Source organism: Variovorax sp. 38R (assembly GCF_014843395.1).
Taxonomy (GTDB): Bacteria; Pseudomonadota; Gammaproteobacteria; order Burkholderiales; family Burkholderiaceae_C; genus Variovorax; species Variovorax paradoxus_H.
Genome location: NZ_CP062121.1, coordinates 2756365 through 2778332 on the forward strand (window position 1 = coordinate 2756365; position 21968 = coordinate 2778332).

19 protein-coding genes are annotated in these 21968 nt (G+C 67.5%); 10 read left to right on the plus strand and 9 right to left on the minus strand.

What is annotated here, in order from left to right:
• Positions 1–4 precede the first annotated feature (4 nt).
• On the plus strand, positions 5–919 hold the full coding sequence (locus IG196_RS12510; RefSeq protein WP_225617017.1) for an amino acid ABC transporter substrate-binding protein: 915 nt from the start codon (positions 5–7) through the stop codon (positions 917–919).
• A 29-nt stretch (positions 920–948) separates the two neighbouring features.
• Here IG196_RS12510 and IG196_RS12515 read toward each other — a convergent pair whose 3' ends face one another.
• The 3 genes from IG196_RS12515 to IG196_RS12525 form a co-directional block, all read right to left on the minus strand.
• Positions 949–1719, minus strand: coding sequence for a TIGR04325 family methyltransferase (locus tag IG196_RS12515; RefSeq protein WP_192196415.1), 771 nt, complete (start codon positions 1717–1719; stop codon positions 949–951).
• Between the two features lie 90 nt (positions 1720–1809).
• Positions 1810–2709, minus strand: a complete 900-nt coding sequence (locus IG196_RS12520; protein WP_192196416.1) for a response regulator transcription factor — start codon at positions 2707–2709, stop codon at positions 1810–1812.
• Complete coding sequence (locus IG196_RS12525; protein ID WP_192196417.1) at positions 2681–6073, minus strand: ATP-binding protein; 3393 nt, start codon at positions 6071–6073, stop codon at positions 2681–2683. Before IG196_RS12525 ends, IG196_RS12520 begins: the two co-directional genes overlap by 29 nt.
• Before the next feature lie 242 nt (positions 6074–6315).
• Here IG196_RS12525 and urtA point away from each other — a divergent pair, with 242 nt between their 5' ends.
• The 8 genes from urtA (at position 6316) to IG196_RS12565 (ending at position 13548) form a co-directional block, all read left to right on the plus strand.
• The gene (gene urtA, locus IG196_RS12530) at positions 6316–7584 is read left to right on the plus strand and encodes an urea ABC transporter substrate-binding protein (protein ID WP_056582156.1); all 1269 of its coding nucleotides are present in this window, start codon (positions 6316–6318) and stop codon (positions 7582–7584) included.
• 147 nt (positions 7585–7731) lie between these two features.
• Positions 7732–8646, plus strand: a complete 915-nt coding sequence (urtB, locus tag IG196_RS12535; protein ID WP_101492823.1) for an urea ABC transporter permease subunit UrtB — start codon at positions 7732–7734, stop codon at positions 8644–8646.
• 28 nt (positions 8647–8674) lie between these two features.
• A complete protein-coding gene (urtC, locus tag IG196_RS12540) occupies positions 8675–9871 on the plus strand; it encodes an urea ABC transporter permease subunit UrtC (RefSeq protein ID WP_192196418.1) in 1197 nt (398 codons plus the stop codon).
• 22 nt (positions 9872–9893) lie between these two features.
• On the plus strand, positions 9894–10637 hold the full coding sequence (urtD, locus tag IG196_RS12545; protein WP_153284611.1) for an urea ABC transporter ATP-binding protein UrtD: 744 nt from the start codon (positions 9894–9896) through the stop codon (positions 10635–10637).
• 15 nt (positions 10638–10652) lie between these two features.
• On the plus strand, positions 10653–11342 hold the full coding sequence (gene urtE / locus IG196_RS12550) for an urea ABC transporter ATP-binding subunit UrtE (RefSeq protein WP_099797509.1): 690 nt from the start codon (positions 10653–10655) through the stop codon (positions 11340–11342).
• Between the two features lie 24 nt (positions 11343–11366).
• Entirely contained in the window at positions 11367–12599 is a 1233-nt protein-coding gene (fmdA, locus tag IG196_RS12555; RefSeq protein ID WP_192196419.1) for a formamidase, read from the plus strand.
• Positions 12600–12621: 22 nt separating this feature from the next.
• Positions 12622–12966, plus strand: a complete 345-nt coding sequence (locus tag IG196_RS12560; protein WP_062478321.1) for a zinc ribbon domain-containing protein — start codon at positions 12622–12624, stop codon at positions 12964–12966.
• Between the two features lie 231 nt (positions 12967–13197).
• The gene (locus IG196_RS12565; protein ID WP_192196420.1) at positions 13198–13548 is read left to right on the plus strand and encodes an alpha/beta hydrolase; all 351 of its coding nucleotides are present in this window, start codon (positions 13198–13200) and stop codon (positions 13546–13548) included.
• A gap of 179 nt (positions 13549–13727) precedes the next feature.
• On the opposite strand, the gene IG196_RS12570 is transcribed toward IG196_RS12565, so the two are convergent.
• The 5 genes from IG196_RS12570 to IG196_RS12590 form a co-directional block, all read right to left on the minus strand.
• Positions 13728–14549 carry a tetratricopeptide repeat protein gene (locus IG196_RS12570; RefSeq protein ID WP_192196421.1) on the minus strand — a complete coding sequence of 274 codons (822 nt, stop codon included), beginning with the start codon at positions 14547–14549 and terminating at the stop codon, positions 13728–13730.
• Positions 14550–14643: 94 nt separating this feature from the next.
• On the minus strand, positions 14644–15768 hold the full coding sequence (locus tag IG196_RS12575; RefSeq protein WP_192196422.1) for an NAD(P)/FAD-dependent oxidoreductase: 1125 nt from the start codon (positions 15766–15768) through the stop codon (positions 14644–14646).
• A gap of 5 nt (positions 15769–15773) precedes the next feature.
• Positions 15774–16751 (minus strand): Bug family tripartite tricarboxylate transporter substrate binding protein, encoded by a 978-nt coding sequence (locus IG196_RS12580; RefSeq protein ID WP_192196423.1) that lies wholly within the window; start codon positions 16749–16751, stop codon positions 15774–15776.
• Between the two features lie 48 nt (positions 16752–16799).
• Complete coding sequence (locus tag IG196_RS12585; protein WP_153284606.1) at positions 16800–17492, minus strand: RraA family protein; 693 nt, start codon at positions 17490–17492, stop codon at positions 16800–16802.
• Positions 17489–18490, minus strand: coding sequence for a hydroxyacid dehydrogenase (locus tag IG196_RS12590; protein WP_192196424.1), 1002 nt, complete (start codon positions 18488–18490; stop codon positions 17489–17491). Before IG196_RS12590 ends, IG196_RS12585 begins: the two co-directional genes overlap by 4 nt.
• Before the next feature lie 107 nt (positions 18491–18597).
• Between IG196_RS12590 and IG196_RS12595 the strand changes: the two genes are divergently transcribed.
• On the plus strand, positions 18598–19527 hold the full coding sequence (locus IG196_RS12595; RefSeq protein WP_192196425.1) for a LysR family transcriptional regulator: 930 nt from the start codon (positions 18598–18600) through the stop codon (positions 19525–19527).
• Between the two features lie 48 nt (positions 19528–19575).
• Here the strand turns inward: IG196_RS12595 and IG196_RS12600 are convergent, their stop codons facing one another.
• Entirely contained in the window at positions 19576–21888 is a 2313-nt protein-coding gene (locus IG196_RS12600; RefSeq protein ID WP_192196426.1) for a glycoside hydrolase family 3 N-terminal domain-containing protein, read from the minus strand.
• Between the last annotated feature and the right edge of the window lie 80 nt (positions 21889–21968).

Consider the following 21968-nt stretch of genomic DNA (forward strand, 5'->3'; position numbering starts at 1 on the left):
CGACGTGAATAAAAGTCCCTGCCTTCTGGCGGCCGCAACGGCTGCGGCGCTCCTGCTGTGCGCCGGGCGTGCATCCGCCCAGACCGACGTCCTGAAGAAGATCAAGGAGTCTGGCGCCGTCACCATGGGCGTGCGCGACGCCTCGGGCGCCATGTCCTTCACCCTGGGGCCCGGCAGCTACACGGGCTTTCACGTCGAGGTCTGCGAACGCGTCATTGCCGACATCGCGAAGGCGTTGCAGATCGGCAGGCTCCAGGTGAAGTACCAGCTCGTCACGCCGCAGAACCGCATGCCCCTCGTGCAGAACGGAACGGTCGACATCGAGTGCGGCACCACGACCAACAATGCGGCGCGCCAGAAAGACGTCGCGTTCGCCCCGACGCTCTATGTCGAAGGGGTTCGCATCGCGGTCAAGGCAACGTCCGGCGTTGCTTCTGCGGCCCAGCTTGCCGGCAAGGCGGTGGCCGTGACCACGGGGAGCACCTCCGTCCAGCTGCTGAGAAAGCTCAAGCGCGACAACGCCCCCGAGATCGCGGAGGTGTACGCGAAGGACAACAGCGAAGGCTTCCTGCTGCTCGAATCGGGCCGCGCAGAAGGCTTCGTCGCCGACGGCCAGATCCTTGCCACCTTGATTTCAAAGAGCAAGGCGCCGGCGCAATACAGGTTGCTCGACCAGGTGCTCAGCGTCGAGCCGATCGCGATCATGATTCCCAAGGGCGATGCCGCGTTCAAGACGTTGGTCGATCAAAGCGTCGTGGCGTTGGCAAGGAGCGGGGAGGCCGCGCGGATCTACGACAAGTGGTTCATGCAACCCATTGCGCCGCACGGTGCGAAGGTGGGCCTGCCGGCCAGCGCCCTGACCAAGGCCGCCTGGGCCCACCCCAGCGACAAGCCGATGGAAGACTACGAGGCGCGATAAGGCGGCACCCGCAAGGCGACGAGGTCGAATCAGGCGATGAGATCGAAGCAGCAGCCCGCGTAGTACGGCTTGTCTCCGCCATCCACGAAGGGCACCTCGATCGGCTTGCCCTCGTTGCGCCACACGTCCCGCTTCCGGTAGCCGGAGCGTGCCAGGTCGGCCAGCAGCTCGTCGTGGTGCTGGATGCGGTAGGCGCACACGGCCACGCCGATGCTGTTGAGCGTGTAGATCGTGCGCTCGGGGTGCACGGCCGTGGTGTTCATGACGATGCGCCGGGGCTTCACGGCGAGCGAAGAAAGAACCGCGTCCATGCGCGTCGGCAGGTACTGCAGGCTGCCCGAGACATACAGCACGTCGCAGCCGCTCGCATCGCAGTAGTCGGTGGTGAAGTTCAGTTGCGCGGTCGCTTCGCGCTTGATGGCCATCGCGCGGCCGCTCTCGACCACGCCGGGCACGTCGCACACCGTCCAGCGCAGGGTGTCGGGGTAGGTCAGCACGCGCCGGAAGGCGTAGTACTTGATGCCGACGTGCCCGCCCAGGTCGAACACGCGCGTCAGGCCCGCGTCGATGGAGCGGCCCAGCCAGAAGAGGCCGGGATAGTCGTAGAAATAGATCTGCGGGCTGTAGAGCTCGCCCGCGTCGGCATTGGCATAGCCGACGGCCTTGGTGGGCGGTGCGCCGGCCTCGGCCGCCGCGAAGCTCTCGAACGACCCCATGAAGAGGTTCTCGTCGGTGTTGTTCAGGAACTTGCGCTTGTAGGCGCTTTCGCGGGGCGGGAAGGCCAGCAGGCTTGAAAGCATCTCTGTCTCCGGTGGCATGCCCATTCTGAGCGCAACCGGTGCATTGGAGGGCGATAGCCCGGCGCCGTTGGGGCGGTTACCCCATAGGGGTTACATACCGCTCGCCAGCGCCGCCGCCGCCGCCCGCGTCTCGACCCCCAGCTTCTCGAAGATGTGCTCCAGGTGCTTGTTCACCGTGCGCGGGCTGGTGCCCAGGATCTCGCCGATGTCGCGGTTGGTCTTGCCCTTGGCGAGCCACGACAGCACCTCGGTCTCGCGCGGCGTGAGGGCGGCGTCGGCCAGGCGCGTGGCCGGGCCTTCGCGCTGGATGGCGAAGAGCAGCATGGTTTCGCCGAGCGCCGCCGCACCCAGGTTGCGGACCGACAGCCGCAGGGCCGTGGCGGTGCCGATGGCGATCGATGCGCCCGGCGCCAGCGCGGGCTCGACCGACGCGGGCAGGCGGCCCGGTGCCACCGGGTCTTCGAGCGCATGCAGCCACAGCGCGGCCTGCGGCGAGCGCCAGGCGATGCGCCCGCGCGTGTCGACGAACACCACGCCCATGCCGGCCACGTCGACCGCGTCGCGTGCCATGCGCGTGATGCGGGCGTTGCGCGTGTGGGTGTGCAGGCGCGCCAGCACTTCCTGCGCGCGGATCGGCTTCACCACGTAGTCGACGCCGCCGCACTCGAAGCCCTCGACGACGTGCGCCGTTTCCGACAGGCCCGTCATGAACAGCACCGGGATGTGCGCGAGCGCCGCGTTGGCCTTGATGCGCCGGCAGGTCTCGAAGCCCGAGAGGCCGGGCATGAGGCCGTCGAGCAATATCGCGTCGGGCACCACCAGCTCGAGCCGCTGCAGCGCGGACTCGCCGTCGGCCGCCACCAGCACGGTGTAGCCGCTGGCCTCGAGCGTGTCGCACAGCATGCCCAGGCTGCTGGGGGCGTCGTCGACCACGAGCACAACGGGGCGTTCGGACATGGGTTCAGGAGGAGGCGAGGGTGGTGTCTGCATCTTCTGCCAGTGCGTTGCGGAGCGTGTCGAGTTCGAAGCGCGTGACCATGCCGCGCAGCCAGGTGCAGGTGGCGGCCGCGGCGGGCGAGGCCGCAGCCAGCCGGTCGAGCGCGGTGTGCAGGCCGCGCACATGGCCCATCTGCACCAGGCGCATCAGGTCGGCGCGGTCGTCTTCGCTGAGTGCGAGCAGGGGCGGGCGCTGCGGCGTCGCGTTGGGGTCGGCAGGGGGCGGGACGTCGCCGATCGCCAGCCATTCGAGGCCCAGGTGCCGTTCCAGCGTGGCGATGAGTTCCGACTCGATCACCGGCTTGCCCACGAAGGCCTGGCAGCCCGCGGCGCGCAGCCGGTCGGGCTGGTTCTCGAACATGTTGGCCGAGACGATGATGATCGGCAGCTCGGCGAAGCCCGAGGCCCGCACCGAGCGTGCGGTCTGCCAGCCGTCCATGTCGTCCATCGTCAGGTCGAGCAGGATGGCCGAGGGCAGCTCTTCGCGCAGGCTGTCGAGGCACTCGGTGCCGCTGGCCGCCTCGCGCACCGTGAAGCCCAGCGGCGCGAGCATGCCGGCGAGCATCTGGCGCTGCACCGGCTGGTCGTCCACCACCAGCAGCGTGCGGCGCTCGCCCAGGTAGCCCGACACCGGCTCGCGCGAGCCCGCCTGCGGGCCGGGATCAGCCACCTCGCGCAGGTACACGCGCACGCTGAAGGTGCTGCCCGCCGACGAGGTCGACGCCAGCTTGAGCTCGCCGCCCATGAGCGAGGTGAGCAGCCCGGTGATGGTCAGGCCCAGCCCCGTGCCCGGCTCGCCGCGCCGGCGGCCCGCGGCGCCGCGCTCGAAGGGCAGGAAGATGCGCTGGCGGTCTTGCGGCGCCACGCCGATGCCGGTGTCGACCACGTCGAAACGCAGCACCTCGCGCCGCGCGTCCACATGCAGCGAGACGGTGCCGCTGTCGGTGAAGCGCACGGCGTTGGTCAGCAGGTTGATGAGAATCTGCCGCAGCCACTTCACGTCGGCATGCACCCACGGCGGCAGGCGGCCCGCATGCGTGTAGACGAACGCCAGGCCCTTGGCCTCGGCCTGCGGCCGCACCATCTGCACCACCTGGTCGAGAAAGGCCGGCAGCGCCAGCGGCGACGGCTCCAGCTGCAGCCGCCCGGCCTCGATGCGCGCGAGGTCGAGCAGGCCGTCGATGAGGCCCAGCATGTGCTCGCCGCTGCGGTGGATGGTCTGCACCGCCTCGCGCGGCGGCAGGGCCGCGTCGCCGCCCTTGAGCAGAATCTGCGAGTAGCCCAGGATGCTGTTGAGCGGCGTGCGCAGCTCGTGCGTCATGCCGGCCACGTAGCGCGTCTTGGCCTGGTTCGCGGCCTCGGCCGCTTCCTTGGCGGTCTGCAGTGCGGCATCGGTGCGGCGGTGTGCTTCGATTTCGAGCGCGAGCAGGTTGTTGTGGCGGTTCGATTCTTCCTGCGCCATCTGCCGGCTCTCGCTGCCCAGCACCACCCACCACGCGGCCACGGCGGCGATCACCGAGAGCAGCGCGAACACTTTCAGGAATGCTGTCGCCATCGCCGAATCGATGGTGCCCGCGATGGCCTCCTGCGCGTAGACCACGCCCACCACCGTGGCGAGCAGCGCGATCAGCGAGGTGGCGACCAGCAGGTAGTGCGCGACGCGAAAGTTGAGCCGTGCCGACAGGGCAGGCGGCAGCAGCGCCTGCAGCCAGCCGCTCATCTGCTCGGCGGCGCGCGAGTCGGTCTTGCAGCGGTCGTGGCAGCGCGACTCCAAGGTGCAGCACAGCGAGCAGATCGGCGCGCTGTAGGCCGGGCAGTGGGCCATGTCTTCCGACTCGAAGCTGTTGTCGCACACCGAGCACTTCACGCTCTGGCCCGGCGTCCAGCGGTCGATGTCGGTGCGGGCCAGGTAGTAGCGCCCGCGCGTCTTCCACGCCAGAAGCGGCGACACGGCCATCGCCGTGGCGAGTGCGATGAAGGGTGAGAAGGCCCGCGCCCACTGGCCGAGCGCGCCCGAGTAGGCCAGCATCGCCAGCGCCGCCGCCACCAGCATCGCGACCAGGCCCACGGGGTTGATGTCGTACAGATGCGCGCGCTTGAACTCGATGGTCTTCGGGCTCCAACCCAGCGGCTTGTTGATGACCAGGTCGGCCACCAGCGCGCCGACCCAGGCGATGGCGATGTTGCTGTAGAAGCCCAGCACGTGCTCCAGCGCGGCGAACACGCCCAGCGCCATCAGCAAAATCGCGATGGCCACGTTGAACACCAGCCACACCACGCGCCCCGGGTGGCTGTGCGTGAGCCGCGCAAAGAAGTTCGACCACGCCAGCGAGCCCGCATAGGCGTTGGTCAGGTTGATCTTCATCTGCGACACGACGACGAACAGCACCGTGATGCCGAGCACCCAGGCCGGGTCGCGCAGCACGTACGAAAAGCCCGTGAGGTACATCTGCGTGGGCTCGATCGCGTGGTTGGCCGGAATCTCGTGCTGCAGCGCGAGGAAGGCCAGGAACGCGCCGCCCATCATCTTGAGCATGCCCGGCACGATCCAGCCCGGCCCGGCGATGAGCACCGCGGCCCACCAGCGGCCGCGGTTAGCGGCGGTCTTCTCGGGCAGAAAGCGCAGGTAGTCGACCTGCTCGCCGATCTGCACCACGAGCGAGAACGCGACCGTGGCCGCCGCGCCGAACATCAGAGGATCGAAGCCGCTGCTGTCCGAGGTGCGGCCCACCAGGCCAGTGAAGTCGGCGTACAGCTCGGGCTTCTTCACCATCACCGCGATGAAGGGACAGACGAACAGCACGATCCAGATCGGCTGCGTCCACAGCTGCAGCCCCGAGATCAGCGTGATGCCGCGCGCCACCAGCGGAATGATCACGATCGACGACACCAGGTACAGCAGCCACAGCGGCCAGTCCAGGTACATCTGCAGCGCCAGCGCGAGGATGGCCGCCTCGAGTGCGAAGAAGATGAAGGTGAAGCTCGCGTAGATCAGCGAGGTGAGCGTGGAGCCCAGGTAGCCGAAGCCCGCGCCGCGCGTGAGCAGGTCCATGTCCACGCCGTGCCGCGCCGCGTAGTACGAGATCGGCAGGCCCGTGAGGAAGGTGATGAGCCCCACCACCAGGATTGCCCACAGCGCGTTCGAGAAACCGTAGCTCAGGGCGATGGCGCCGCCGATGGCCTCCAGCGCCAGGAACGAGGTGGCGCCGAAGGCCGCGTTGGCCACGCGGAACTCCGACCACTTGCGAAAGCTGCGCGGCGTGTAGCGCAGCGCGTAGTCCTCCAGCGTCTCGTTCGCGACCCAGGCGTTGTAGTCGCGGCGGATGCGAAAGATCTTCTGTCCGGAGACGGATGTCATGGCGGGTTCTCGCGGCGGCGGCTGTGGCATGCAGCAGGTACAGCAAGAAGCGCTCCCTGCTGTCTCCTGCGTTGTCTGGCTCGCGAGTCTGCGGCTCCGGCAGAGACGCACCGCTACGTTGAATGACGTATTCGCGCAGAGGCAAGTGATTTCTAAAGTACCAGCCATGGTGCTAGCGGCACCGTCCGATGCACTGCGATGGTGCGCGGCTCTCCCTTCTTACAACCTGCCTGGAGTTCCTGATGTCGCGTGATTCCGACCCTTCCTCTCTCGATGCCATGGCACTGCGCCGCCGTCGCCTGTTGCAGGGCGCCGCCGCGCTGCCCGTGATGGGCCTGAGCGGCCTGAGCTTCGGCCAGGGGCAGTTCCCCACGGCCAAGGTCAACACCACCAAGCTCGCGGTGACCGACACCGAAGTCACGGTGGGCCAGCTGCATTCGTCCACCGGCACCATGGCCATCTCGGAGACCGGCTCCATCCAGGCCGAGCAACTGGCCATCGACCAGATCAACGCGATGGGCGGCATCCTGGGCCGCAAGATCAAGGTCATCAAGGAAGACGGCGCCTCCGACTGGCCGACCTTCGCCGAGAAGTCGAAGAAGCTGCTGGTCAACGACAAGGTCGCCGCCGTGTTCGGCTGCTGGACCAGCGCCTCGCGCAAGGCCGTGCTGCCCGTGTTCGAGAAAGAGAACGGCCTGCTGTACTACCCGACCTTCTACGAAGGCCTGGAGCAGAGCAAGAACGTGATCTACACGGGGCAAGAGGCCACGCAGCAGATCATCTGGGGCCTCGACTGGGGCGCGAAGGAGAAGAAGGCCAAGACCTTCTTCCTGGTCGGCTCCGACTACATCTGGCCGCGCACCTCCATGAAGATCGCGCGCAAGCACATCGAGAACTTCCAGAAGGGCTCGGTCAAGGGCGAGGAGTACTACCCGCTGGGCCACACCAACTTCAACTCGCTGATCAACAAGATCAAGGTCGCTAAGCCCGACTGCATTTTTGCGGCGGTGGTGGGCGGCTCGAACGTGGCCTTCTACAAGCAGCTCAAGGCCGCGGGCATCACGGGCGACAAGCAGTTCCTGCTGACGCTGGCCGTGACCGAAGACGAAATGACCGGCGTGGGCGGCGAGAACTTCGCGGGCTTCTATTCGTCGATGAAGTACTTCCAGTCGCTGGACAACGAGAACAACAAGAAGTTCGTGGCCGCCTTCAAGGCCAAGTACGGCAAGGACGCGGTGATCGGCGACGTGACGCAGGCGGGCTACCTCGGCCCCTGGCTGTGGAAGGCCGCGGTGGAGAAGGCGGGCAGCTTCGACATCGACAAGGTCGTGGCCGGTTCGCCGGGCATCGAGCTGAAGACCGCGCCGGAAGGCTACGTGAAGCTGGATGCGAACCACCATCTGTGGAGCAAGGCGCGCATCGGGCAGGGGCAGCTCGATGGCAGCTTCAAGGTGGTGGCGGAGTCGGCTGAACTGATCAAGCCCGATCCGTTCCCGAAGGGCTACCAGTAATTCCTGTCTTGCTCCCTCCCCTCCCGGGGGAGGGCTGGGGTGGGGGCAAGCGGCGTCACCACTGGGCACGCCGCCAGCCCCCATCCCAACCTTCCCCCGGAGGGGGAAGGAGCCAACACCCAATACCCAACACCGGAACTTGTCGCCATGACGCTGTCGGACATGATGAACATCGGCCTGATGCAGGGCTTCGCGGGGCTGAGCCTCTTCGCGGTGCTGCTGCTCATGGGCCTCGGGCTCGCGATCATCTTCGGACAGATGGGCGTGATCAACATGGCGCATGGCGAGTTCATGACCATCGGCGCCTACTCGATCTTCCTGGCCGCGCAGGTGACCGAGCGCATGGCGCCCTCGTTCATGCCGTACTACTTTCCGATTGCCATCGGGCTGGCCTTCGTGTTCGCCTTCATTGCGGGCTGGCTCGTGGAATGGGCACTGATCCGCCACCTGTACAAGCGACCGCTCGACACGCTGCTCGCCACCTGGGGCGTGAGCCTGGGCCTGCAACAGATCTTCCGCACCTTCATCGGCCCGAAGGAAGTGAGCCCCACGCTGCCCGAGTGGCTCATGGGTTCGTGGACGCCGCATGAAGGTCTCGACATTCCGATCAACGGCATGTTCGTGCTGGCGCTCACCGCGCTGGCGACGGGCGGTGTGCTCATCGCGCTGCACAAGAGCCGCTGGGGCCTGCGGGTGCGCGCCACCGTGGCCAACCGCACCATGGCCAACGCCACCGGCATCGACACCCAGAAGACCGACCGCCTCACGTTTGCCATCGGCTGCGGCATTGCCGGCGTGGCGGGCGCGGCCTTCACCACCATCGGCTCGACCGGGCCGACCTCGGGCTCGCTGTACATCGTCGATGCCTTCCTGGTCGTCACCTTCGGCGGCGCGGCCAGCCTGCTGGGCACCGTGGTCTCGGCCTTCGGCATTGCGCAGACCCAGTCGATCTCGGAGTTCTTCATGACCGGCTCGATGGCCAAGGTGCTGACGCTGTCGCTGATCGTCTTGATTCTGATGATGCGCCCCCAAGGCCTCTTCGCAGTCAAGGTGCGTCGCTGAACCCGATTCCTTCCCGGAGAACCTCCCGATGAATTTCCTCAAGGCCTCGATCCTGCGCTACCAGCTCGGCAGCCTGCTGCTGCTGGTGCTGCTGCTCGCGGTGGTGCTGCCGCTGTCGCTCGACATCTTCCGCCTCAACCTCGTGGGCAAGTACCTCACCTACGCCTTCGTGGCCGTGGGCCTGGTCATGGTGTGGGGCTACGGCGGCGTGCTGAGCCTGGGGCAGGGCGTGTTCTTCGGCATCGGCGGCTATGCGATGGCGATGTTCCTCAAGCTCGAAGCCTCCGACCCCATCACCACGAAGATCCAGTCGACGCCCGGCATTCCGGACTTCATGGACTGGAACCAGATCACCGAGCTGCCCGCGCTGTGGCTGCCCTTCAAGAGCCTGCCGCTGAGCCTGGCGCTGGTGGTGCTCGCGCCGATGGCGCTGGCCTGGCTCGTGAGTTTCGCGATGTTCAAGCGCCGCGTGGGCGGCGTGTACTTCGCGATCATCACGCAGGCGGTGGCGCTGATCTGCACCGTGCTGATCATCGGCCAGCAGGGCTACACGGGCGGCGTGAACGGCATGACCGACCTGAAGACCATGCTAGGTTGGGACACCCGCACCGACAGCGCCAAGTACATCCTCTACTACGTCTGCGTGGGGCTGCTGGTGCTGAGTATCCTGCTGTGCCGCTGGGTGCAGACCAGCAAGCTGGGCACGCTGCTGCTGGCCATGCGCGACAAGGAAGACCGCGTGCGCTTCTCGGGCTACGACGTGTCGAACTTCAAGGTCTTCACCTTCTGCCTGGCGGCCGGGCTTTCGGGCATCGGCGGCGCCATGTTCGCGCTGCAGGTGGGCTTCATGTCGCCGAGCTTCGTGGGCATCGTGCCGTCGATCGAGATGGTGATCTTCTGCGCGGTCGGCGGGCGCATGAGCCTGGTGGGCGCGGTGTACGGCGCGCTGCTGGTGAATGCGGGCAAGACGCTGTTCTCCGAGAGCTTCCCCGACCTGTGGCTCTTTTTGATGGCCGCGCTCTTCATCGGCGTGACCATGGCCTTCCCGATGGGCTTGGCGGGCCTGTGGGAAGACACGATCAAGCCGTGGTGGGCCTCGCGTCGCCAGGCCCTGCGCGACGCCGCGGTGAAGCCGCCGCGCGCCGCCGTGTCGGCCCCATCCCCTGTTGCCGCGCCGCAGCCCGAGCCCGCCTTGCCCGAAGGCATCGGCCGCCAGCGCGCCTGATCGAACCCGGAGCCCCCACCCCATGAGCAACACCGACTTCGCGCTCGCCGTGGAAGACCTCACCGTCTCCTTCGACGGTTTCAAGGCCATCGACGACCTGACGCTGTACATCGACAAGAACGAGCTGCGCGTGATCATCGGCCCCAACGGCGCCGGCAAGACCACGCTGCTCGACCTGATCTGCGGCAAGACGCGCGCCAGCGCCGGCAGCATCAAGTTCAAGAACACCGAGCTCACGAAGATGGCCGAGCACAAGCGCGTGCGGCTGGGCATCGGCCGCAAGTTCCAGACGCCGTCGATCTACGAGAACCTCAGCGTGTTCCAGAACCTGGAGGTGTCGTTTCCGAAAGGCCGGTCGGTGTTCGGCGCGCTGGCGTTCAAGTGCGACGACGAGGTGAAGTCGAAGGTACAGGCCGTGGCCGAAGACATCGGCCTGGCCGACAAGCTGCGCACCGAAGCGGGCCTGCTGAGCCACGGCCAGAAGCAGTGGCTGGAGATCGGCATGCTGCTGATGCAGGAGCCCGAGCTGCTGATGCTCGACGAACCCATTGCCGGCATGAGCGCGCGCGAACGCGAGCTCACGGCCGACCTGCTCAAGCGCATCTGCCAGAACCGCGCCGTGATCGTCATCGAGCACGACATGGCCTTCGTGAAGCAGATCGCGCACAAGGTCACCGTGATGCACCAGGGAAAGATATTGGCCGAAGGGCCGATGGAGAAGGTGCAGGCCGATCCGAAAGTCATCGACGTCTACCTGGGGCACTGAACCATGAGCACCATCATGCTGAAGGTCGAAGACCTGCACGTCGCCTACGGCCAGAGCGAGGCCCTGCATGGCCTTTCGTTCGAAGGTCATGCGAACGAAACCATCGCGATCATGGGCCGCAACGGCATGGGCAAGACCACGCTGTTCAAGAGCCTCATGGGCATCCTGCCGCTGAAGAGCGGACGCATCGAAGTGGCGGGGCAGGACGTGTCGCGCGATGAGAGCTTCAGGCGCGTGGCCAAGGGCATCGCCTACGTGCCGCAGGGCCGGATGATCTTCCCGACGTTGACCGTCGAAGAGAACATCCAGACCGGTCTGGAGAACTCGAAGACCCGGCGCATCCCCGAAGAGATCTACGCGCTGTTCCCCGTGCTGTGGGACATGAAGAGCCGCAAGGGCGGCAATCTCTCGGGCGGTCAGCAACAGCAGCTCGCCATTGCGCGCGCGCTCGTCACCGACCCCAAGGTGCTGCTGCTCGACGAGCCCACCGAGGGCATCCAGCCTTCGATCATCAAGGACATCGCCAAGGCGCTCAACGAGATCCGCAAGCTGCGCGGCATCACCATCGTCGTGTCCGAACAGGTGCTGAGTTTCGCGATGGACGTGGCCGACCGGCTCTTCGTGATCGAAGGCGGCCGGCTCGTGCACGAGACCGCGCGCGACAAGACCGATGTCGAGCACATCAAAGCCTACCTCTCTGTCTAACCACAACCCCAGGAGCCACTGCACATGACGGACACGCTGATCAAGGTCGACCTGACCCAATCGCCCACGGAGAACGAGAACATCCACAACCGCTGGCACCCGGACATTCCGATGGCCTGCTGGGTCAACCCCGGCGATGACTTCATCCTCGAGACCTTCGACTGGACCGGTGGCTTCATCAAGAACAACGACAGTGCCGACGACGTGCGCGACATCGACCTGAGCACCGTGCACTACCTCTCGGGCCCGGTCGGCGTGAAGGGGGCGGAGCCGGGTGACCTGCTCGTGGTCGACCTGCTCGACATCGGCGCCAAGCAGGACAGCCTGTGGGGCTTCAACGGCTTCTTCTCGAAGAAGAACGGCGGCGGCTTTCTGACCGATCACTTTCCCGAAGCGCAGAAATCGATCTGGGACTTCAAGGGCATGTTCACGAGTTCGCGCCACATCCCGGGCGTGAACTTCGCAGGCCTGATCCACCCCGGCCTCATCGGCTGCCTGCCCGACAAGCCCATGCTCGACATGTGGAACGAGCGCGAAGGCAAGCTCATCGCCACCGACCCGGACCGCGTGCCGGGCCTCGCGAACCCGCCGTTCGCCGGCACCGCTCACATGGGCAAGATGAGCGGTGAAGCACGCGCCAAGGCGGCCGCAGAGGGCGCCCGCACCGTGCCGCCGCGCGAGCACGGCGGCAACTGCGACATCAAGGACCTGTCGCGCGGCTCGAAGGTGTTCTTCCCCGTGTATGTCGATGGCGCGGGCCTCAGCGTGGGCGACCTGCACTTCAGCCAGGGCGATGGCGAGATCACCTTCTGCGGCGCCATCGAGATGGCCGGGTGGGTGCACATGAAGGTCACGCTCATCAAGGGCGGCATGGCCAAGTACGGCATCAAGAACCCGATCTTCAAGCCCAGCCCGATCACGCCGCAGTACAACGACTACCTGATCTTCGAAGGCATCTCGGTCGACGAGAGCGGCAAGCAGCACTACCTCGACGTGAACGTGGCCTACCGCCAGGCCTGCCTCAATGCCATCGAGTACCTGAAGAAGTTCGGCTACTCGGGCGCGCAGGCCTATTCGATTCTGGGCACGGCGCCCGTGCAGGGCCACATCAGCGGCGTGGTCGACGTGCCCAACTCGTGCGCCACGCTGTGGCTGCCCACGGGCATCTTCGATTTCGACATCAACCCGAACGCTTCGGGGCCGGTGAAGTTCATCGACGGCAGCATCGACATGCCGCTGTCGCACGACCTGCGCTGACGAAGAAGAGAAGGCCCCACGCATGCCGACCTACGACTACGCCTGCGGGCAGTGCGGTGGCTTCGAATCGCTGCGGCCTTCGGGCCAGCGCGACGAGCCCGCTGCATGCCCCGATTGCGGCACGGCCTCGCCGCGCGTGTTCACCGCCGCGCCGCGCCTGGCGCTGATGGCCGCCGACACGCGCCATGCGATGGCCACCAACGAACGTGCGCGCCACGAGCCCTCGAGCTCGCGCGACTATGCGCGGCTGCGGCATCCCTCGGGCTGCGGTTGCTGCTCGGGATCGTCGCGGCGCAGTGCCACGCAGACCGCGCCGAACGGCGCGAAATCGGCCCCGTCGCGGCGGCCCTGGATGATCTCGCACTGAGGGTTCGGTGCGCATTCCTTGCATGCGTTGCACGCATGCAAGGAATGCCGATGACGAGAACTTTCTCGTGCGTTCCCTCTGGAGGGCAGGGTTCCGGCCGCCGCATCGCATGCGCGAGCGACGCGCGATTGTTTCAATCCCGTGAACGCCGCGATTCCTTTTGCTGCCGTTTTTTTGGGCGCTTCAGGTTCAAACTTCATTCCATCGACACACCACCTGAAGGAGATTGAAATGAATGCCTCGAAGACCCTCGCCGCCGTTGCCCTCTCGCTCCTGGCTGCTGCCGGTGCCCACGCTGAAACCTATGACGGCGTGCACACCGTGAACTCGACGCTCTCGCGTTCGGAAGTCGCGTCGCAAGCCGTGGCTGCCGCCCGTGCCGGCAACGCGTACAGCGACGGCGCCACCGCCGGCGCACAGACCTTCACCTCGATCGCCGACCGTTCGACGATCCGCGCTGAAGCCGTCGCCAAGGCCCACGACCCGCTCGCCAGCCTCGACCGCCGCGCGTTCTACCGCGACGAAGTGCCGGCTGCATACAAGAAGCCCAGCGTGTCGTTCACGCGCCAGGCTGGCCTGTAATTGGTCGACTGCAGCTCCTTCGGGGGCTGCCAAAAGAACGGGCCTTCGCAGGCTGTGTGAATGGTCTGCGTCGAGTCCGCGAGATATGCCCTGCAGGCGTTGGTCTGAGGGGCATTTTTGATGAGAGGTTGGCCGCGACGCGGTGTAGACGCCGCCCTCGCACATTGGGCCGGCTGCGCTCACTTCTTCGAAAGCATGGTCTCGATGGTGTGCTTGGCGAGGATCTCCGTTTCCACAGTCGACGTGGGGTCCAGGGCCACGTCGCCCAGCATCCGAAGCGCCGTGGCCTTGTCGCCGCGCTCGGCCAGGGTCTCGGCCCTGGTCACCAGGAACCAGCCCCTGGTCTCGGGATCCGGATCCTTGCTCAATCCTTTTTCGATGAACTGGAGGCGCTTCACGGGATCGTCCTCCACGCGGGCCATTTCCTGCCAGCCTGGCGCGAAGTCTGGATAACGGGTGGTCAGCTCGACGGCGGCCTGCTTCCATGCCTTCTCTTTGCCCACCCATTCGAATTCGAGTTTGAATAACCGCTGGGCCGTGCCGCGGGGCAGCTTTCCCTGCATCTCCAGCTGGAGCGTGGGCAGGATCGTCAAGGTCCTGAGAAACCCCCGGGGCGACAGGCTGTCGACACGGCGATGGAACTCATAGGCCTTCGCGGTGTTTCCTTCGTCAAGGTAGTCCTCTGCCAAGCGGTAGATCGGGTAAGGCCACTTGGGACTGGCTTCGGCGGAGGCTTCGTAGTGGCGACGCGCCGTCTCGTAGTCCTTTTTCAGCGAGGCGTCGTCACCGAGCTCCTTCAGTCTGCGGGCCTTGGAGGAGGGCTTGCTTTGGAACAGGGCTGCATTCCTGAGGCGACTGAAGCTGCCGTTGACATCGCCGAAGGTCAGCACGCGACCGGCCTTGTCCGTGTGGATGATGTCCGTCGCGGTCTGGGCGTGAAGGGGCTGCGCCAATACCAGCAGGAGGGGCAGGATATGCAGGAGGTGCTTCGCGGATTTCATGGGCGTGTACGGGTCGGCGCGGGAAGGGTTGCCGATGATAGGCATCCCGGTTCGGCGCCGCCAAGGAGAAGAACGGGGCCCGCGGGCCCGACTTTCACGTCTGCATCTTTGCCACGAGGCCCGCGACGTGCTCACCCAGCGCGAGCGACGCCGTCAGCCCGGGCGACTCGATGCCGAACAGGTTGACCAGCCCCGTGATGCCGTGCTCCTGCGATGTCTGGATCACGAAATCCGTCGCCGTGTTGTGCATCGACGAGCCCGGGCCTGCCAGGCGCGGGCGGATGCCGGTGTAGCCCGGCTGCAGCTCGCCGTCCTGCAAGGCGGGGTAGTAGCGGCGCACCGATTGGTAGAAGGCGGCTTCGCGCGAGGCATCGAAGCTGTAGTCGACGCCGTCGCGCCAGCTCAGGTCGGGCCCGAACTTGCACTGGCCGCCGAGGTCGAGCGTGACGTGGGCGCGCAAGGCGCCTTCGCGCCCGGTCGGGTACACGAGATGGCGGAAGGGCGATTTGCGCGCGAGTGAGAAGTAGTGGCCGATCGCGTAGTGCAGCGGCGGCACCAGGCCGGCCGGCATGCCGTCGATCCGCGATGCCACCTGCTGCGCACCCAACCCCGCTGCGTTCACCACCGTGTTGCACAGCACGCTCGTTGCTTCCGCGTCATCTACTTCGACCACAAGGCCGTCCGCCGTGGGCTTCACGGCCCGCACGCGGCTCTGCAGCGCGAGCGAGGCACCCGCGCGCTCCGCGTCGCCCAGGTACGACAGCATCAGCGCATGGCTGTCGACGATGCCCGTCGAAGGCGAGTGCAGGGCGCCGACGCAGGCCACTTCGGGCTCCAGGTCGCGCGCTTCGGCGGCGCTAAGAATGCGCAGGTCGGTCACGCCGTGGGCCGCGCCGAGCGCGATGTATTTGTCGAGCTCGGGCAGCTCCGAGTCCTGCACCGCCACGATGAGCTTGCCGATGCGCTGGTGGCCGATGCCGCGTTCGGCGCAGTAGGCGTACAGCGCGGCCTTGCCCGCCACGCACAGCCGGCCCTTGAGCGAGCCGGGTGCGTACGAGATGCCCGCGTGGATCACCTCCGAGTTGCGCGCGCTGGTGTGCGTGCCGATGGCGTGCTCGGCCTCGAGGATCACGACCTCGCGCCCGGCCATCGCGAGCGATCGCGCAATGGCCAGGCCCACCACGCCGGCGCCGATCACGACGCAGTCGATCCGGTCCATGCGGCTCAGTCCAGCTTGATGTCGGCTTCGCGGATCAGCGCGCCCCACTTGGCGTGCTCGGCGCGGATGTAGGCGTCGAACTGCTGCGGCGTGCCGCTGGCGGGCACGCTGCCTTCCTGCGCGAGCTTGTCCTGCACGTCCTTGCGCGCCACGGTCTTCACCACGGCCGCGTTGATGCGGTTGATCACGTCGGCGGGCAGGCCGGCCGGCCCGACGAGGCCTACCCAGGTGGTGGCCTCGAAGCCCGCGAAACCCTGCTCGGCCACGGTGGGCACGTTCGGCAATGCGGGCAGGCGCTTGGCCGAGGTGACAGCCAGCGCGCGGGCGCGGCCGTTCGACAGCTGCGACATCACCGACACGCTGCTGCCGAAGTACAGCGCGATCTGCCCGCTGATCAGGTCGTTCATGGCCGGGCCCGCGCCCTTGTAGGGCACCTGCATGACCTTGATGCCCGCGCGGCGCGCCAGCATTTCGCCGGCCAGGTGCCCCACGGTGCCGTTGCCGGCCTGCGCGATGCTGAACTCGCCCGGCTTCGCCTTCGCGGCTTTGATGAAGTCGGCCAGTGTGCGCAGCGGCGAGTCGGCGCGCACGGCGAGCACGACGGGCTGCGACGCCACTTCGGCGATGGGCGAAAAATCTTTCAGCGCCTCGAAAGGCATCTTCGAATAGAGCCAGGGGTTGATCGTGAGGTTCGACGTTTGCCCCATGCCGATCGTGTAGCCGTCGGGCGCGGCCTTGGCCACGGCGTCGAGGCCGATGTTGCCGGCCGCGCCGGGCTTGTTGTCGACGACGACGGTCCAGCGCTCGAGCGAGGTGAGGCGTTCGGCAATGAGGCGCGAGGTCGCGTCGGTGCCACCGCCGGGCGTGAAGGGCACGATCAGCTTCACGGGCCGCTGGGGCCAGTCGCCTTGGGCGTAGGCCATGCCCGCCGCTTGGGCGAGGGATGCGAAGGCGGTGGTCTGCAGAAAGTCTCTACGGTTCATGTCTTGTCTCCTGGGGTGTTCGTGTTCTGGTGATCTCGTGGCTGCCGCTCAGACCGGCAGGCCCTTGGCGCGCAGCACGGCGTCGAAACGCTCGGGGTCGGCGGTGCCTGTGCGGTTGGTTTCGCGGATCTTGGCTTCGCGCGCCAGGTGGGCCCGCGTCTTCGCGAGCACGTCGGCCGCTTCGGCGGCCGGCACGGCGATGACGCCATCGGCGTCACCGACCACGAGGTCGCCCGGCATCACGACCAGGCCCGCGCACGAGACGGGCACGTTCACTTCGCCGGGGCCGTCCTTGCTGGGCCCGCGGTGCGTGTGGCCGCGCGCGAAGATCGGCATGCCGTCTTCGGCCCATTCGCACAGGTCGCGCACGGCGCCGTCGATGACGAGGCCGCCCAGTTGGCGCGCGATGCAGGTGGTGCGCATCAGGCCGCCGACCAGCGCCTGCGTGACGTCGCCGCCGCCGTCGATCACGAGCACGTCGCCCGGCGCGACCATCATCAGCGCCTTGTGGATCATCAGGTTGTCGCCGGGCCGCACGCGCACGGTGACGGCAGGGCCGCACAGCACGGTGTCGAGCCGCGCGTGGTACTGGCGCAGGCCGACGGTGCCGACGTTGCGGCTCATCGCATCGCCGATGGCCGCCACGGGCAGCGTGCGGAAGGCGTCGACGAGGGCGGCGTCGGGGCCGGGCGCGCGCGGGTTGATGCGGTAGCCGGGCGGCCAGGAGAGTGGGGCGGTCATGCGGTGATTCCGTGCAGAAGGGGTGAAGACAGGACCTGCGGATTCACGCAGGCCGAAGGATCGACCGGGTGGCCTTGCAGCCAGCCCAGCACGTTGCGTCCGGCGCCGCTGGCCATGCCCGCGAGCGCGGCGGGCGTGGAGCCGCCGACATGCGGCGTGAGCACCACGTTGGGCAGGGCGGCCAGCGGGCTGCCGGCGGGCAGGGGTTCGTCGGCCATGGTGTCGAGGCCGGCCGCGTGCAGCTGGCCGCTTTGCAGCGCGGCGATGAGCGCGGGCTCGTCAATCACTTCGCCGCGCGCCGTGTTGACGACGATCGCGCCGCGCGGCAGTGCCGCAAGCTGCGCGGCGCCGAGCATCTGGCGCGTGTGGCGGTTGAGCGGCACGTGCAGGCTGAGCACATCGCTCAGCGGCAGCAGTGCATCGAACGACGGCAGAAGCCGCACGCCGGCCACCGGGCTCGGGCCGTTGCCCAACGCCGGGTCGAATGCGGCCACCTGCATGCCGAGCGCGAGGCCCACCCGGGCCACGCGCTGGCCGATCTGGCCGAAGCCGACGAGGCCCAGCGTCTTGCCATGCAGCTCCACGCCATCTTGCGCGCGCGACCAGCGGCCGCCGTGCAGCTCGCGGTCCATCCAGCCGATGCGGCGGGCGGCGGCGAGCATCAGGCCGAGCGTCATCTCGGCGACCGACTGTGCGTTGGCGCCGGGCGTGACGTAGACCGGAATGCCGCGCGCGGTGGCGGCCTCGACGTCGATGTTGCTCACGCCCACGCCGTGCTTGGAGATCACTTTCAGCGTCGGGCACGCGGCGATGGCGCGGGCCGACAGCTGCACGGTGCGCGAGATGACGGCGTCGATGGGCTCGCTCGCCATCAGTTGCTCGACTTCTTCAACGCTGTCTGCATTCGTAAGGTAGATGACGCGGGCGCCGGCTTCGGCGAGAAGGTCAGCGCCGGCGGTGGCAAGCCGTGGCGCCGTGACCAGGACGGTGGGGTTCATGGAGGAAGAAAAAGGTCGTTCGAGGGTCGGTATGGGCTGGATTGTGGAAATCGCCATTCATTCCGTCCAATCGATAATGTTCATTCAACGATTCCTTGGAGCTATGAATGGACATCCAGCTGCGCGACCTGAAATATTTCGAGGTGGTCGCCGACACGGGCCACCTGGGCCAGGCCGCCGACAAGCTGGGCCGCACGCAGCCCGCGCTGACCAAGGCGGTGCAGCGGCTCGAGGAGGCCTTCGGCAGCGCGCTGTTCGAGCGCAAGGGCCGAGGCATCCAGCTCACGGCGGTGGGCGAGGTGCTGCTCGCGCGGGCCCGGCTGTTGCGCGGCGCCACCGAAGAGGCGCTGCGCGAGGTGAGCGATTTCGCCAAGGGCAACGCGGGCCATGTGCGCATCGGCAGCGGGCCCATTGCGGCCGACCACGTGCTGCCCGAGGTGTGCAACCTGCTGCTGGCCGAGGCCGGCGACACGCGCATCGACATCACCGTCGCGCCCAGCATGGCGCTGCGCGAGCGGCTGCGCGAAGGCGCCATCGACCTCTTGATCGGCCTCATGCCCGAGCACGACCCGGCCTTTGTCACGCATTCGATCGTCGAGGACGTGGTGGTGGTCGCCGCCAGCCCGCAGCACCCGGTGTTCGACCTGCCGAAGATCACGATGAAATCGCTGCTGCAATGGCGCTGGGTGCTGCCCGCCGACCCCATTCCCAGCCGCCAGTGGCTCGATGCGGCCTTTCAGTCGCGCGGGCTGCCGCTGCCTGCGGTGCAGATCAACGTGAACTCGATCCCGCTGCTGCCGCGCCTCATCTCGCGCTCCGACATGTTGAGCTTCCTGTCGCGTCACACGCTCGGCGCGGCCGGGCGCGAAGGCACGCTGCGCGAGGTGCCGCTCAAGGAGACCACGCTGCGCCGCCACCTGGGTGTCACGTACCGCAAGGAGGGCTACCTGTCGCCGGCCGCGCGGCGTCTCGTGACCTTGCTGCGCAGCGAAGGGGCGCAGCTTTTTTCGTCGGCGCTGTCACAGCGTGTGCTGTGACCGGTGTGGTGCGACGACTGCGGCAAGCGAGCTAGCTCGCGCGTCAGTTCACTCCCGCGTCAATACGAAGCGCTTCTGAATCCCGCCTGCCGCAGAAGGCGCGACCCACAAGTCGATCTCACCCGGCTCGATCACCGGTTTCATGTCCCGCCCCAGAAACTGCAGATCGTCATCGCCGACAGTGAACTCGACCACCTCCGATGCACCCGGCGCGATCCGCACCTTGCGGAAATTCTTCAGCTCACGCACCGGCCGCGTCACGCTCGCGGCGCGCTGCGCCAGGTACAGCTGCACCACTTCTTCCGCCTCGCGCGTGCCCGTGTTCGTGACGGTGGCGCGCACGCGCAGCGTCTTGCCGATGGCGAGGCGGTCGCTGCTCAGCTCGACCTGGTCGTAGCGCACCGGCGCGTAGCCGATGCCGAAACCGAAGGGGTACAGCGCCTCGTTCGTCGCGTCCAGATAACGGGTCTTGAAGGCTGTGCCCGGCGCGCTCTCGGGCGAAGGGCGACCGGTGCGCTTGTGGGCGTAGTAGTAGGGCACCTGGCCAGCAGTCTGCGGAAAGCTCACGGGCAGGCGGCCCGAGGGGTTGGCGTCGCCGAACACCACGTCGGCAATCGCATGGCCGGTCTGCACGCCGAGGAACCAGGTCACGAGGATGGTGCGCGCATTGCGCACCGCACCCTTGAGCGCCATCGCGCGGCCGTTGCTCAGCAGCACGACCACCGGCTTGCCCGTGGCGGCCACGGCTTCGGCCAGGTCCTGTTGCGCCTGCGGCAGGCCGATGTCGCTGCGCGAGCGCGACTCGCCCGACATCTTCTGGCTCTCGCCGATGGCCAGCACCACCACGTCGGCGTCGCGCGCGGCGGCCACGGCGGTTTCGATGCCGCCGGGCAGGGGCGACTCGACGTTCGCACCACGCGTGACGGTCAGCCGCGAAGCCTCGATGCCCAGCGCAGCATGCAGGCCTTCGTCGATGCCCACGGGCGCGGACTGGCCCGGGAACAGGCTCCAGGAGCCCATCAAATCCTTCGTGCCTTCGGCGAAGGGGCCGATCAGCGCGATCTTCTGCGGGCCGGTCTTGGCCAGCGGCAGCAGCTGGCCTTCGTTCTTCAGCATCACGATCGAGCGACGCGCGCTCTCGCGGGCCAGCGCGATGAAATCGGGGTTCTCCACGCGCTGGTCGGCGGGCTGGCCGTCGAGGCCGCGCATCGGGTCGTCGAAGAGGCCGAGCTTGAGCTTGACCCGCAGCACGCGCCGCACGGCCTCGTCGAGCCGCGCCATCGGCACCTCGCCCGAGGCCACGAGGTCGGGCAGGTGGCGGATGTACAGGCCGCTTTGCATGCTCACGTCGGTGCCGGCCATGAAGGCCAGCTTGGCGGCCTCGCGGCTGTTGGCGGCGTGGCCGTGCTCGATGAGTTCCTCGTCGGCCGTGTAGTCGGACACCACGAAGCCCTTGAACTTCCACTCGTCGCGCAGCACGCCGGTGAGCAGCGCGGGGTTGGCGGTCGAAGGAACGCCGCCGATCTCGTTGAAGGCGCTCATGACCGACAACGCGCCCGCATCGAGCGCCGCGCGGAACGGCGGCAGGTAGACCTCGCGCAGCGTGCGCTCGGAAATTTCGCTCGTGTTGTAGTCGAGCCCGCCCTCGGCCGCGCCGTAGGCCGCGAAGTGCTTGGGCGTGGCGAGCATCGAATCGGCGTTCGCGAGGTTGCTGCCCTGGAAGCCGCGCACGCGCGCCGCTGCGAACTGGCGCGCGAGGTACGGGTCTTCGCCCACGCCTTCGAGGCCGCGGCCCCAGCGCGCGTCGCGCGCGATGTCGACCATGGGCGCGAAGGTCCAGCGGAAGCCGTCGGCCGTGGCCTCGACCGCCGCCGCGCGCGCGGTGCGCTCGGCCAGCGCGGGCTCCCAGCTCGAAGCCTCGGCCAGCGGCATCGGGAAGATCGTGCGAAAGCCGTGGATCACGTCGGCACCGAAGATCAGTGGAATGCCGAGGCGAGACTCGCGCACCGCCACCTGCTGCAGCCGTCGCTTGCCTTCGAGGCCGGCGTTGTTGAAGAGGCCCGTGAGGCGCCCGTTGCGCACGTCCTCGGTCTCCTGCTGCCCGTTGCGCCAGCCGGCCTGCGGGTTGTTCGGCGTGTTGATGTCGGCCGGGCCGTAGAGGCTGAGCTGGCCGGCTTTTTCCTGCGGCGTCATGCGCGCGATCAGCGACTCGATGCGGGCATCGGCCGCGTCGAGTGCCTGGGACGGGTGAGAGGGCTGGAGAGCTTTGGGAACGGACGCCGCGGTGGCGGGGGGAATCAGGGCGGGGAGGGAGAGGGCGGACAGGACGAGGGCGAGAACAGCGGCTTTTCGAACATGCATGGCCGCCTATTCTGCAGACAACACCCGTCGGCCCGGGCCAGCGGGTTTCCGCCCTGGCCGTAGGGGCTTGTCTGACCCCC